This is a genomic window from Pseudonocardia sp. Cha107L01, from assembly GCF_052566575.1.
Genome location: NZ_CP199579.1, coordinates 1,601,327 through 1,614,059, shown reverse-complemented (window position 1 = coordinate 1,614,059; position 12,733 = coordinate 1,601,327). Strand labels below are relative to the sequence as shown.

The following is a 12,733-nucleotide window of genomic DNA, read 5'->3' as shown; positions in this document are numbered from 1 at the left end:
GCGGCACCGGGGCGGTTGTGCAGGAGAGCTCAGCCGACGGCAACCTCGGCCCGGTGCAACCCGGGGCCGTCGGCGGTCAGCTGGGTCTCGCCGTTGCCGGAGCGGGACAGCGCCCGCACGGTCCAGGTGCCCGGCCCGGCGAAGAACCGGAAGTCACCGGACGCCGAGGAGACCACCTCGGCGGTGAACTCGCCGCCGCCGTCCAGCAGTCGGACGAACGCGCCGCCCACCGGTTCGGAACCGGCGACAACGCGACCCACCAGCACGGTCTCCTTGGACAGGTCGGTACCCGGCGGCAACTGCTGCGCCTGGTCAGGCGCGCCGCACATCAGGCACCGGTCCCGAGCTCGATCGGCACGCCGACCAGCGAGCCGTACTCGGTCCACGAACCGTCGTAGTTCTTCACGTCGGTGTGGCCGAGCAGCTCGTGCAGGGCGAACCAGCTGTGGCTGGAGCGCTCACCGATCCGGCAGTACGCGATGGTCGGCTTGGACTCGTCCAGGCCGGCCTCCTTGTAGATCGCGGCGATCTCCGCGTCGGAGCGGAAGGTGCCGTCCTCGTTGGCCGTCTTGCTCCACGGCACGTTGAGCGCGGTCGGGATGTGCCCGGGCCGCTGCGACTGCTCCTGCGGCAGGTGCGCCGGCGCGAGGATCTTGCCGGAGAACTCGTCGGGCGAGCGCACGTCGATCAGGTTCTTCACCCCGATCGCGTCGATGGCCTCCTGGCGGAAGGCGCGGATCGAGAGGTCCGGCTCCTGCGCGGTGTAGCTGGTCTGCTTGCGGTCGGCCACGTCCTTGGTCAGGGTGCGGCCGTCCAGCTCCCACTTCTTGCGCCCGCCGTCGAGCAGCTGCACCTTGTCGTGCCCGTACAGCTTGAAGTACCAGTACGCGTAGGCGGCGAACCAGTTGTTGTTGCCTCCGTAGAGGACGACGGTGTCGTCGTTGCCGATGCCCTTCTCGGACAGCAGCTTCTCGAAACCGGCCTTGTCGATGAAGTCGCGGACCACCTGGTCCTGCAGCTCGGTCTTCCAGTCGATGCGGACCGCGCCCGGGATGTGGCCGCCCTCGTATGCGGAGGTGTCCTCGTCGACCTCGACGAACACCACCCCGTCGGTGTCTAGATTTTCCTCGGCCCAGTCGGCGTTGACCAGGACATCCTGGCGGCTCATGCGATTGCTCCCTGCTGTGTTTCCGGTTGTGAACGATGGCGGTTGAGTCGAGCGAACAGCTGGTACAGCGCTTGGTAGGCAACGCGGCCCGGGCAGAAGCCGACGGCGGCGTTGGTCACGGCGGCGGCCAGCACGAGCACGGCGCTGACCTCACCGAGCCCGGTCAGCCTGGCGAGATAGCCGACCGAGCCGAGCACCGCGAGGCCGAAGCCCAGCGCGTGCGCACCTCGGACGGGCGCGGCCGGCTCCGGCCGCACCGGCGACCCGAGCCGGCGTAGCCACGCCAGTCGGGGCGCCCGGCCGAGCTCGACGAGCCGAGGTGCGACGACCGCCCGGTACAGCGCCGGGTACGGCGAGTACCGCAGACCGACGAACGCACCCAGCGCGAACACCACGGCCTGGGCGGCGAACAGCGGTGCACTCGAGGTGACCAGCACCCCGAGCATGACCAGCGCGGTCAGCGCCGCGGCGAACCGGTCACCGCGGCGGTCGGCGGGTGGATCAGCGCGCGCGACGATGCCGCCGCAGGCGGGTGTTCGGGGCATAACTAAGGGCATCACAAGTCTCCTGAGGCAAGGGTTGGGGTGCAGCCCTAGTCGGACGGAACGGCTCGACACCGGGTCGTAGCGGCTGTCGAGCAGGAGCCGTCCGCGCTCAGCGGACCTGACACAGGCAGCTGCCGACGCGGCACAGGTCAACTGCGCGTCGTCTGGTCAGCGGCCAATACACGAGGCACAGGGTAGCCGAGGGAAGGCGTTTTGGGGGCCTTCGATCGGGGCGAACGTCACAGGCCCAGTTTCGGGCTAGTTCTCGGCGCGCGCGGTGGTCGGCCCGGAGCTGATCACCAGGTCGTGCGCGACGCCGGAAATCAGCAGTCCGTTGTCCACCGCCTGCAGCGTGGTCGGGGTGACCGCGAACGGCAGCGTGCCCGGGTCGATCCGGACGGTGAACAGGGACCGCAGCCCGGTCTGCACCACCTGCGGCAGCTTGGCGGCCGCGGCGCCGGAGCCGACCCGGATGTCCCGGGGGCTGATCTGGATCTGCCGGCCGGCCAGCTGCAGCACCGCGATGACCGAGACGTCCATCTTCTGGCCGAGCACCGACATGGTGCCGACCAGCCGCACGGCCTGGTCCGGGACGATCCCGGTGACCGTGGAGCCGGGCGCGGCGTTCGCCGATTCCTGCAGCGCTCCGTCGAGGGCGCCGTAGTCGATCGGCTGTACGGTCAGCTTGGTGACGCCGGGGAACTGCTTGATCAGGTCGTCCTTGGTGATCAGCAGCGAGCCCTGTGCGTCGTCGACATGGATGCTGGGCGTACCGCTGAGCACCTGCCCGAACGGCACCCGCACGTGATAGAGCTCGGCACGCACGCCGACCTCCTTCAGCTGCCCCACGGTCAGCCGGTCCGCCGATACGTCGACCTTGCGGTAGTCGCCGGCGAATGCCTGGGCCAGGAACGGGAACCCGTTGATCTTCACGGCCGGGTCGTCGGGCAGCGAGAGCTGCTCACGCATCCGGGTGGACACCTGGTACTCGGCGGCGGACGCGGCGGCGAAGTCGACGGCGACCAGGAGCACGATCGCCACGATCAGTCCGATTATGATCTTTTTCATCCACGATCTCCAGCAAGCGGCGTAGCGTGCGCAGGCGCCACAGTGGGGGTCATCGGCGGCGCAAGGAGCGCCATCGGCACCGCCGGAAGCGCCTTCGGCAGCGCCGCGACCGTTGACAACTCGTCAACAACCGGCGTGAACTGCAACGCGCTTCGGTTTCGGCTGATGCTCACCCCGGTATCCTCCCCGTTACCAGGATTTCAGGGACAACCGGGTCCGGACACGGGAGGAGGCAACCATGGAGTTGCTGCTGCTCACCGCTGACCCGAGCCCCGAGTCGGTGCTACCGGCACTTTCGCTGTTGCCGCACGGGGTGCGTACCGCCGCCCCGGAGGTCGCCGCGCTGCTCGATGCCGGTCCGCACGACGCGGTGCTGGTCGACGCGCGTGCGGACTTGGTTGCCGCGCGCGGGCTGTGCCGGCTGCTCGGGACCACCGGGATGGAGGTGCCGGTGGTGGCCGTGCTGACCGAGGGCGGCCTGGTCGCGGTGTCCTCGGAATGGGCCATCGACGACATCCTGCTGCCCGGCGCCGGGCCGGCCGAGATCGACGCCCGGCTGCGGCTGCTGCGCTCCCGCCCGGGCGCGGACACCCAGGCCGGCGGCAGCGCACTGGTGCTCGGCGAGCTGGTCATCGACGAGGCCACCTACACCGCACGACTCAAAGGCCGCGCCCTCGAGCTCACGTACAAGGAGTTCGAGCTGCTCAAGTACCTCGCCCAGCACGCCGGCCGGGTCTTCACCCGCGCCCAGCTGCTGCAGGAGGTCTGGGGCTACGACTTCTTCGGCGGCACCCGCACCGTCGACGTGCACGTGCGGCGCCTGCGCGCCAAGCTCGGCCCCGAGCACGAGCAGCTGATCGGCACCGTGCGCAACGTCGGCTACAAGTTCGTCCGGCCGGGCCGCGCCGGGCTCGGCTCCCGGGACTCCCGGGACGCCGGCGACTCCGCCGAGGCCGACGCCCCCCACGGCGCGGACTCCGGCAACGGGCTGCCGCCGGAGTCCGAGAACGGTCAGCTGCGCGCTGACCTGGCCGCTGACCTGGACTCCAACCGGCGGCCCACCGACCGCGACGCGGAGGCCGGCCACCGCGGGTAGCCTCGGCGATCGTGACGGCTGAAAGAACGGCGCTGACCTGGCGGTCCGGCTTGGACGAGAACACGGCCGGTGAGCTGCGCGCCCTGCTGGAGGCGGCCACCGCCACCGACCACACCGCGCCGGTGTCGGAGAACGTGCTGCTGGCACTGCGCCGCGACCTCGGCAGCTCCGCCGCCCACCTGCTCGCGACCGATCCGTCGGGGCGCCTGGTCGGCTACGCCTACCTGGATGCCACCAACCCGGCCGAGGCGGTCGGCGAGCTGGCGGTACACCCGGACGCCCGGCGCCACGGCGTCGGCACCGCGCTCGTCACCGAGATGCTGACCCGCGCCGGCGAGGACGGGCACCGGGTCCGGCTGTGGGCGCACGGCGAGCACCCGGGAGCCGTGCGACTGGCCGCCAAGCTGGACTTCCACCAGGTCCGCACGCTCTGGCAGCTGCGCCGGGGCCTGCGTGAGCCGATCGCCGAGCCGGAGTTCCCCCCGGGCGTGCGGCTGCGCGGCTTCGTGGTCGGCCAGGACGAGGCGGAGTTTCTGCGGGTGAACAACGCGGCCTTCGACTGGCACCCCGAGCAGGGCGGCTGGGAGATCGACCAGGTCAAGGCGCGGGAGGCCGAACCGTGGTTCGACGCGCCCGGTTTCCTGCTCGCGGTCGAGGACGGCCCCGACGGCCAGGACCGGCTGCTCGGCTACCACTGGACGAAGGTGCACCCCGCCGAGGCCGGCGAGCCGCCGATCGGTGAGGTGTACGTGCTGGGGGTGGATCCGGCGGCACAGGGACGCAAGCTCGGCGCGGCACTCACCCTGGCCGGGCTGCGCTACCTGCGCGAGCGCGGCCTTGACGACGTGCTGCTCTACGTCGAGGCGGACAACCACGCCGCCGTGAAGGTCTACCAGCGGCTCGGCTTCACCCTGTGGCACACCGACGCCGCGTTCCTGCACTAGGAGTCTCAGCCACGCGCCGTGACCGCCACCCGCACACCATGATCTAGTCACGGTCTGTTCACGCTGACATCACGGCACGTCGTCGGGGTGGTCACGATCGAGCAGTCGGACGCCTACCGGTCGTGTATTGCGTCACCAAAGGTGACCTGTTCACCTCCCGTTCACCTTTTTGGCGGCTCTCGTCCACCAGGTATCCCTAACGTGCCCGGCGAGCGGCCACCCCGAGCCGCGGACTGACGCGTCTTCGGACCGAAACCTCGGAGGAACATCAGTGAAGCTCAAGCGGCACGGTGCCGTGCTCGCCATGGTCGCCGCCGGAGCGCTCGCGCTGGCGGCGTGCGGCAGTAATCCGACTCCCCCGGGCGGTGCCGGTGGCGGCACCTCCAGCGGCCCGGCCGCCGCCTGTGGCGGCAAGCAGAATCTGTCGGCCGAGGGCTCCAGCGCCCAGAAGAACGCGATCGACGTCTTCGTGCAGGCCTACCAGGCGAAGTGCCCCGGCTCCAACGTCGCGTACAACCCGACCGGCTCCGGCGCCGGTGTGAAGCAGTTCAACGCCGGCCTGGTCGACTTCGGCGGCTCGGACTCCCCGCTGAACGCCGCCAACGGCGAGGTCGCGGCAGCCCAGGCGCGCTGCAAGGGCAACCCCGCGTGGGACCTGCCGATGGTGTTCGGCCCGGTGGCGCTCGGCTACAACCTGCCCGGCGTGACCGACCTCGTGCTCAACGGGGAGACCACCGCCAAGATCTTCAACGGCACGATCAAGACCTGGAACGACCCGGCGATCGCCGCACTGAACAGCGGCAAGCAGCTGCCGGCACAGGCGATCAACGTGATCTACCGCTCGGACCAGTCGGGCACCACGGACAACTTCCAGCAGTACCTGACCGCGGCCGGCAAGGGTGCCTGGACGCAGAAGGCCGGCAAGACCTTCAACGGCGGCGTCGGCACCGGCTCGCAGGGCTCGGCCGGGGTGGCGCAGGCGATCTCCAGTGCGCCCGGCACCATCGGCTACATCGAGCTGTCCTACGCCCAGGACAACAAGCTGGCCATGGCCCAGCTGGACTCCGGCTCCGGCCCGGTCGGGCTGACCGGCGACTCGGTCGGCAAGGCCATCGCCGGTGCCAAGGTCACCGGTCAGGGCAACGACCTGCGGCTGGACCTCAAGTCGGTCTACGGCGGCAACACCGCGGGCGCCTACCCACTGATCCTGGCCACCTACGAGCTGGTCTGCTCCAAGGGCTACGACCCGGCCGTCGCCCAGGCGGTCAAGGCGTTCCTGACCACGGCCGCCACCGACGCCCAGGCCCAGCTCCCGGCGGCCGGCTACGCACCGCTGCCGGCCGATTTCCAGCAGAAGCTGCTGACCGCCATCGCGGCGATCAGCTGACTGCGCAAATTTTCACAGAGCTGGTTGGCGCAACTTCGGAGAGTCTCGGAGAATTGAGTTGAGCGATCCGATCGCCACGGGCAGCCCCGCCGCCACCGGAGACCCCGGTCGGCGGGCGGGGTTGCCCGCGCCAAGGTCAGCAGCCTCGGAGGCCGGCATTTCCCGCAGCGCACCACCGTCCAACAGTCCGCCGCCGGTCACCCCGGCCACATCGCGGGGCGTCGTGCAGCGCGGCGACCGCATCTTCTCCGGGCTGGCCACCGGCTCCGGGACATTCGTCGTGGTACTCATCGGCCTGATCGGGCTGTTCCTGCTGCTGCAGGCCATCCCGGCACTGCTGCACGACCACGCCAACTTCCTGACCAGCCGGGAGTTCGCTACCGACGACCCGAACGCGCTCCGGTTCGGAATCCTCGAGCTGCTCCAGGTCACCGTCGAGGTATCGGTGTACGCCCTGGTACTGGCCATGCCGGTCGGGCTGGGCATCGCACTGTTCCTCACCCAGTACGCGCCGGCCAGGGTGGCTCGGCCGTTCGCCTACCTGGTGGACCTGCTGGCCGCCGTACCGTCGATCATCTTCGGGCTCTGGGGCATCCTGGTGCTCGCGCCGGTGATCCGGCCCGTCGCCCTGTGGCTGAACGCGCACTTCGGCTGGATCTGGCTGTTCGGCCACGGCAACGTGGGCCCGGAGCTGGGCTCGAACCTGTTCACCGCCGGGGTCGTGCTGGCCGCCATGCTCCTGCCCATCATCACCGCGATCACCCGCGAGGTGTTCACCCGTACTCCGATCGCCCAGATCGAAGGGGCACTGGCGTTGGGCGCCACCAAGTGGGAGGTCATCCGGACCACCGTGCTGCCGTTCGGCCGGGCCGGATACGTGAGCGCCTCGATGCTCGGCCTCGGCCGCGCGCTCGGCGAGACCATCGCGCTGACGGTCATCCTGAGCGCCTCCAACCAGGCGTTCTCCGGCAGCCTGTTCGACGGCGGGGCGACGTTCGCCTCCAAGATCGCGCTGTCGTTCGCCGAGCTGAACAACGCACTGTCCGCCGGCGCGTACATCGCCGCCGGCCTGGTGCTGTTCATCCTCACCTTCGCGGTGAACGCACTGGCCCGCTGGATCGTCAGCCGAGGGGTGCCCCAGTCATGAGCATCTCCACCCCGCCGGTCGACGCGCCGGCACTCAAGCCCGCGTTCCGCAGCATCAGCCCCGCCAGGAAGATCCGCAACGGGGTGGCGACCGTACTGGTCACGGTGTCGTTCCTGATCGCCTTGGTGCCGCTGGTCTGGGTGATCGCCACGGTGCTGATCAGAGGTCTCGCGCCGGTGCTGAACCCGAACTGGTGGCTGCAGTCGCTGAACGGGCTGCTCGCCCGCCAACAGGGCGGCGGCGTGTACCACGCGATCTACGGCACGTTGGCGCAGAGCCTGGTCGCCGCCGTCATCGCCACCCCGATCGGCATCATGGTGGCGATCTACCTGGTGGAGTACGGCGGCCGGGGCAAGGCGACGACCCGGCTGTCCAAGGCCACCACGTTCATGGTCGACATCCTGACCGGGGTCCCGTCGATCGTGGCCGCGCTGTTCATCTACGCGGTGTGGATCTCCATCCTCGGCCTGCCCCGCAGCGCGTTCGCGGTATCGCTGTCCCTGGTGCTGCTGATGATGCCGGTGGTCGTGCGGTCCACCGAGGAGATGCTCAAGATCGTCCCGGATGACCTGCGTGAGGCGTCCTACGCGCTCGGCGTGCCGAAGTGGCGGACCATCGTCAAGATCGTCATCCCGACCGCGCTGTCCGGCATGCTGACCGGCATCGTGCTGGCGTTGGCCCGGATCATGGGTGAGACGGCCCCGGTACTGATCCTGGTGGCCTATGCCCCGTACATCAACTTCAACCTGTTCAGCGGCAACATGGCCTCGCTGCCGCTGCTGATGACCGTCGAGCGGAGCAACCCGACCGCCGCCGGTTCGGACCGGATCTGGGGCTCGGCCCTGACCCTGATCCTGATCATCACCATCTTCCAGCTGATCGCCGCCGCGCTGTCCAAGCTGACCGCGCCGAAGACGAAGTGAGGTAGTACCCGCGATGGCCAAGCGGCTGGATATCAAGGACGTCGACATCTACTACGGGGCGTTCCACGCGGTCAACAAGGTCAGCCTGAGCGTGCCGCCGCGCAGTGTGACCGCGTTCATCGGCCCGTCCGGCTGCGGCAAGTCCACCGTGCTGCGCACCCTGAACCGGATGCACGAGGTGATCCCCGGCGCCAGGGTCGAGGGCGAGGTCCTGCTCGACGGCGAGGACATCTACGCCCGCACGGTGGACCCGGTGGAGGTACGCCGGACCATCGGCATGGTGTTCCAGCGGCCGAACCCGTTCCCCACCATGTCGATCAGGGACAATGTGGTCGCCGGCATGCGGCTGCAGGGCGAGAAGAACAAGGCGCGCCTGGACGACATCTGCGAGCGCTCGCTGCGCGCGGCGAACCTGTGGAACGAGGTCAAGGAACGCCTCGGCAAGCCCGGTGGCGGACTGTCCGGCGGTCAGCAGCAGCGGCTGTGCATCGCCAGGGCCATCGCGGTGCAGCCGGACGTGCTGCTGATGGACGAGCCCTGCTCCGCGCTGGACCCGATCTCCACGCTCGCCATCGAGGACCTGATCGGCGAGCTGAAGAAGGACTACACGATCGTCATCGTGACGCACAACATGCAGCAGGCCGCCCGGGTCAGCGACCAGACCGCGTTCTTCAACCTGCGCGCCACCGGCGAGCCCGGCCGACTGGTGGAGATCGACGACACCGACAAGATCTTCTCCAACCCCACCGAGCGGGCCACGGAGGACTACATCTCCGGCCGCTTCGGCTGACGCCTAGGTTCCCGGCCGGCACAGACCTGGTGCGGCCCGCACAGACGTTGTAGGCCCTGTGCCGGCGGCACTGGGTCTGTGCGAGCCGAGGGAGTGTGGCCGCGCGGCGGTCAGGCGTCGGCGGCGGTGGGCATCTGGCCGGTGACCACGTAGACCATCCGCCGGGCCACCGCGACCGCGTGGTCCCCGTAGCGCTCGTAGAACCGGGCCAGCAGCGTCACGTCGACGGCCGCGGCGACGCCGTGCGTCCACTCCCGCCCCATCAGCACGGTGAACATGTGCCGGTGCAGGTCGTCCATCGCGTCGTCGTCGGACTCCACCTCCCTGGCGCGCTCGACGTCCGGCACCCGGATCACCTCGGCCGCCTTGTGCGCCAGCTCGCAGGCCACCTTGCCCATCTCGGCGAAGTACGGCTTGATCTCCTCGGGCACCACATCGGACGGGTGCCGGCGGCGCGCGGCGCGGGCCACGTGCAGCGCGAGGTCGCCCATCCGCTCCAGGTCGCTCGCGGCGTGGATGGTGGACACCACGACCCGCAGGTCGGTGGCCACCGGGGCCTGCAGCGCCAGCAGCGCGAAGGAGTGCTCCTCGGCCTGGTTGCGCAGGTTGTCGATGCGCATGTCCTCGGAGATGACCTCTTCGGCCAGCGTCAGGTCGACGTTCAGCAGCGCGTCGGTCGCCTTCCGCATCGCCAGCCCGACCGACGAGCACATGACCGCCAGCTGTTCGAGCAAGCCGTCGAGCTGGGACTGATAAGCCTCGCGCATCACCCGAGCCTAGGCGACCAGCGTCAACCGGTCAGCAGGGCTACATGAACGAGCGGTGAACGATGCCGCGAATCGGTGGCAACAGCGGCCCCGGCAGGCAGCGGTCCAGCGAGGCAGCGGCCCAGCGACGGTTCAGGGACAGGAGCCGCTGACGGCGCTCAGCGTGCGAAGCCCGCCGGTCGCCGGGTCGCCGGTCGCCGTGACCGGTGTGGCCCGGACCTGCCCGTCGAACGAGTCGCCGAGCACCAGGTCCAACAGTCCGGTGGTGCCGGGCACCGTCTCGCTCACCGCCGAGGGGACCGCGTTGGCCAGCACGGCGGCCTGGTCGCCTCGGTCGGCGGAGTGCCGGATGACCGTGCGGCCGCCGTCCGATGGCGGCGCGTCACCGACGGCGGCGATGGTGAACCCGAGCGGGCGCAGTAGGTCGGCGGCCTGGTTGGCCAGGCTCGTGCGCGCCGAGCCGTTGCGCACGTTGAGGGTGACCGCGCTGGGCGGCAGCGTGTCCGTCACACCGGCCGGTTGCGGCTGGTTGCTGTCGTCGACGCTCGGGCCGGCCGCCGCGGCGCTCTCCCCGGGCAGCGTCTGGTCACCCCGGATGGCGTCGAACAGCGCCTTGGCCGGGTCGGCGGCCGGTGTCTGGTTGCCCTGAGCGTCCGGTCCGGCGGCGGTCGGCACGGTGGCCAGGAAGATCTTCGACGGGTCGAGGCTCTGCATCGAGTGGGCCAGCGTGCCCAGCTCGCCGAGCCCGGCGTTGGCGCCGCGGGAGTGGTCGCCGAATGCGGTGACGAAAGCGCGCAGCTCACCGAGATGCAGCAGCACCTGGTCGGAGGTGGCCTTGCGGAGCAGCGCGGCGACGAACAGCTGCTGGCGCTGGACCTGCCCGCCGCCGGCCAGGTTGGCCGTCGTCGGCGACTCACCGACAAAATCCATCGCCTGGGCCCCGCCGAGCACAGTGGGACCGGGTGCCGGAGAACCGGAGCCGGCCAGGCAGACCGGCACGCCATGCACCGAGTCGACCACGGCGGCGAGGCCGGTGACGTCCAACCCGGTGTAGTGGTTGATCGACAGCCCGGTGAGCTGTTGCACCGCCTTGGTCAGGCAGCGCGGCCCGCCGAGTGTGTACGCGGCGTCCAGGGCCACGCCGGGCTGGGCCGGGCTGGTGCCGCCAGGGTAACCGCCGCCGACCGGGTCCCACCGGTCGCAGCTGGGCCGGTCCACCGCGAGGTTGGCCGGCAGCGACAGCACGATCGCCCGGTTCGCCTTTTTCGGCACGTGCACCAGCATGATCGTGTCGACGGGACCGCCGGGTTGTACCGGGCCACCGTGCGGCGCCACCTGAGGCGGCAGGGACGGCTGGTCGGGCAGCGGGGACGGGGCGGCCGGCGGCTGGGCGGGCGCGGCGGACGGGTCGGTGCCGACCAACAGGTAGTTCTGGGCGCCGGCCTGCCCGGCCAGGTCGATCACGGTGGTCGCATTGGGGTCCAGCGCGTCCACTGAGTGCAGTTTGCCGCTCAGCCAGGCCCGAGTGCCCCAGCTCGCCGCGGTGCCCACAAACAGCGCTACAGCGGCAACCAGGGCGACTATCCTGCCGGCCCGCAGCCAACCGGGGTACCGGGGCGGAGGCGGCTGGCCCTCGTCGCGGTCAGCCGGCCCGTTCGGCGGCCCGTCGTCGGTGCGGTCCACCAGCGCGAGCCGGTTGGAGCGGCTGACCCGTTCGGTCATCTCCAGGCCGAGCCCGGCGTGGATGGCGGTGAGCCGGGTCAGGCTCTCGTCGATCCGGCGGGTGCGCAGCTCGACGCCGCTCTCCGCATCGCCGTCGGCCAGCTGGTCGGCGCTGTCCTGGCTGCCCTCGGCGGCGTTGTCGGTGTCGTCCTCGAAGTCCGGCCCGTCGACACCCGGCTCGTCAGGTTCGTCGTAGTCGTCCCGGTCGACACCGTCGACACTGTCATCGACACTCTCGTCAGTGTCCGTACTGGCGAGAGCGTGCGCGCCGGTGCGCGTGCCGGCCGGCTCGATGAGCGCATGCGCGCCGGTGCGGGTGGCGCGCTTGCCGTCCGGGCCGGTGATCGCGTCGGACCGGACGTCAACCGTCGCCGCGACATCGCCGCCCGGCTCGTCGTCCTCGGGCAGCACCGTCCGTGGCACCACGGCGGTCGGCGTGTCGTCCGGGTCGACCGCACCCGACCCGGCACCCGGACCACCGACCGGTCCACCGCCGAAGCCATCGAGATCATCGAGCGATCCGGCACCGAGGTTGCCGATCGGCGGGGCGAGGAATCCGCCCGCGAGTCCGTGGCCGAGCGCGCCGCTCAGGCCGTTGGCGGACGCGCTGCCGCCGGAGCCGTTGCTGCCCTCGGTCGGCCCGGACAGCGCGAACACGGTCCCGGTGGGGTACAGCCGGTCGGTCACGCCCTGGTCCACCTCGTGGCCGCTGTACGCGGCGAGGTAGTCCTCGCGGAGGTCGTAGTGACCGATCGAGTCGTAGTGACCGATCGAGTCGTAGTGACCGATCGAGTCGTGCTGCGCGAGGGCGTCGTCGTCGCGGGGCATGCGCGGCGCGATCCGGTCCAGGTCCCGGCCGAAGTCACCCTCGGCGAAACCGCCCCCGGAGAACCCGTCCTCCGCAAAGCCGCCGTCCTCGTTGAAGTCTTCACTGAAGTCTTCGTTGATGTCTTCACTGGCATCCGGAAACTCGCCGAGGCGGTGACGGACACCGGATCCTGAACCGGCTGGACCATCGGCACCGGGCTCGGCGCCGTGCCGGGCGAGCAGGTCGGCGACGCTCAGGCCGCCCTCGGCCTCGGCATCGCGGCGCCGGCGCGAGCGAGGTGCGGAGTCAGACCCGCCACCGTCGTCCACGCCACCTCCGCCACTGGTCAGATTGTTGCGGAATGGTAA

General features: G+C 70.5%; 12 protein-coding genes. 6 read left to right on the top strand and 6 right to left on the bottom strand.

What is annotated here, in order from left to right:
• Positions 1 to 29: 29 nt before the first annotated feature.
• The 4 genes from ACTXG6_RS07590 to ACTXG6_RS07575 form a co-directional block, all read right to left on the bottom strand.
• Positions 30 to 329, bottom strand: coding sequence for a DUF1416 domain-containing protein (locus ACTXG6_RS07590; protein WP_445187049.1), 300 nt, complete (start codon positions 327 to 329; stop codon positions 30 to 32).
• Complete coding sequence (locus ACTXG6_RS07585) at positions 329 to 1,168, bottom strand: sulfurtransferase (protein ID WP_445187048.1); 840 nt, start codon at positions 1,166 to 1,168, stop codon at positions 329 to 331. Before ACTXG6_RS07585 ends, ACTXG6_RS07590 begins: the two co-directional genes overlap by 1 nt.
• Entirely contained in the window at positions 1,165 to 1,713 is a 549-nt protein-coding gene (locus ACTXG6_RS07580; RefSeq protein ID WP_445187047.1) for a DUF4395 domain-containing protein, read from the bottom strand. The genes ACTXG6_RS07585 and ACTXG6_RS07580 overlap by 4 nt, the downstream gene beginning before the upstream one ends.
• A gap of 258 nt (positions 1,714 to 1,971) precedes the next feature.
• Positions 1,972 to 2,781 carry an LmeA family phospholipid-binding protein gene (locus ACTXG6_RS07575; protein WP_445187046.1) on the bottom strand — a complete coding sequence of 270 codons (810 nt, stop codon included), beginning with the start codon at positions 2,779 to 2,781 and terminating at the stop codon, positions 1,972 to 1,974.
• A 238-nt stretch (positions 2,782 to 3,019) separates the two neighbouring features.
• On the opposite strand from ACTXG6_RS07575, the gene ACTXG6_RS07570 reads away from it, so the two are divergent.
• The 6 genes from ACTXG6_RS07570 (at position 3,020) to pstB (ending at position 9,068) form a co-directional block, all read left to right on the top strand.
• A complete protein-coding gene (locus ACTXG6_RS07570) occupies positions 3,020 to 3,877 on the top strand; it encodes a winged helix-turn-helix transcriptional regulator (protein ID WP_445187045.1) in 858 nt (285 codons plus the stop codon).
• Positions 3,878 to 3,909: 32 nt separating this feature from the next.
• Positions 3,910 to 4,821, top strand: coding sequence for a mycothiol synthase (gene mshD / locus ACTXG6_RS07565; protein WP_445189941.1), 912 nt, complete (start codon positions 3,910 to 3,912; stop codon positions 4,819 to 4,821).
• Between the two features lie 271 nt (positions 4,822 to 5,092).
• Positions 5,093 to 6,208, top strand: a complete 1,116-nt coding sequence (gene pstS, locus ACTXG6_RS07560) for a phosphate ABC transporter substrate-binding protein PstS (RefSeq protein ID WP_445187044.1) — start codon at positions 5,093 to 5,095, stop codon at positions 6,206 to 6,208.
• A gap of 223 nt (positions 6,209 to 6,431) precedes the next feature.
• Positions 6,432 to 7,355 (top strand): phosphate ABC transporter permease subunit PstC, encoded by a 924-nt coding sequence (gene pstC / locus ACTXG6_RS07555; protein WP_445189940.1) that lies wholly within the window; start codon positions 6,432 to 6,434, stop codon positions 7,353 to 7,355.
• 2 nt (positions 7,356 to 7,357) lie between these two features.
• On the top strand, positions 7,358 to 8,278 hold the full coding sequence (pstA, locus tag ACTXG6_RS07550; RefSeq protein ID WP_445189939.1) for a phosphate ABC transporter permease PstA: 921 nt from the start codon (positions 7,358 to 7,360) through the stop codon (positions 8,276 to 8,278).
• Positions 8,279 to 8,291: 13 nt separating this feature from the next.
• The gene (gene pstB, locus ACTXG6_RS07545; RefSeq protein ID WP_445187043.1) at positions 8,292 to 9,068 is read left to right on the top strand and encodes a phosphate ABC transporter ATP-binding protein PstB; all 777 of its coding nucleotides are present in this window, start codon (positions 8,292 to 8,294) and stop codon (positions 9,066 to 9,068) included.
• Between the two features lie 110 nt (positions 9,069 to 9,178).
• Here pstB and phoU read toward each other — a convergent pair whose 3' ends face one another.
• Positions 9,179 to 9,835: a phosphate signaling complex protein PhoU gene (gene phoU, locus ACTXG6_RS07540; protein WP_445187042.1), complete on the bottom strand. Its 657-nt coding sequence runs from the start codon at positions 9,833 to 9,835 to the stop codon at positions 9,179 to 9,181.
• Between the two features lie 132 nt (positions 9,836 to 9,967).
• Positions 9,968 to 12,694 (bottom strand): LCP family glycopolymer transferase, encoded by a 2,727-nt coding sequence (locus tag ACTXG6_RS07535; RefSeq protein WP_445187041.1) that lies wholly within the window; start codon positions 12,692 to 12,694, stop codon positions 9,968 to 9,970.
• Positions 12,695 to 12,733: the final 39 nt, after the last annotated feature.

What these genes read in the sequence shown, in the direction of transcription:
- phoU (WP_445187042.1), bottom strand. Translation starts at nt 9,835, where the DNA reads ATGCGCGAGGCTTATCAGTCCCAGCTCGACGGCTTGCTCGAACAGCTG.
- ACTXG6_RS07580 (WP_445187047.1), bottom strand. Translation starts at nt 1,713, where the DNA reads ATGCCCCGAACACCCGCCTGCGGCGGCATCGTCGCGCGCGCTGATCCA.
- ACTXG6_RS07585 (WP_445187048.1), bottom strand. Translation starts at nt 1,168, where the DNA reads ATGAGCCGCCAGGATGTCCTGGTCAACGCCGACTGGGCCGAGGAAAAT.
- ACTXG6_RS07570 (WP_445187045.1), top strand. Translation starts at nt 3,020, where the DNA reads ATGGAGTTGCTGCTGCTCACCGCTGACCCGAGCCCCGAGTCGGTGCTA.
- ACTXG6_RS07590 (WP_445187049.1), bottom strand. Translation starts at nt 329, where the DNA reads ATGTGCGGCGCGCCTGACCAGGCGCAGCAGTTGCCGCCGGGTACCGAC.
- pstB (WP_445187043.1), top strand. Translation starts at nt 8,292, where the DNA reads ATGGCCAAGCGGCTGGATATCAAGGACGTCGACATCTACTACGGGGCG.
- ACTXG6_RS07575 (WP_445187046.1), bottom strand. Translation starts at nt 2,781, where the DNA reads ATGAAAAAGATCATAATCGGACTGATCGTGGCGATCGTGCTCCTGGTC.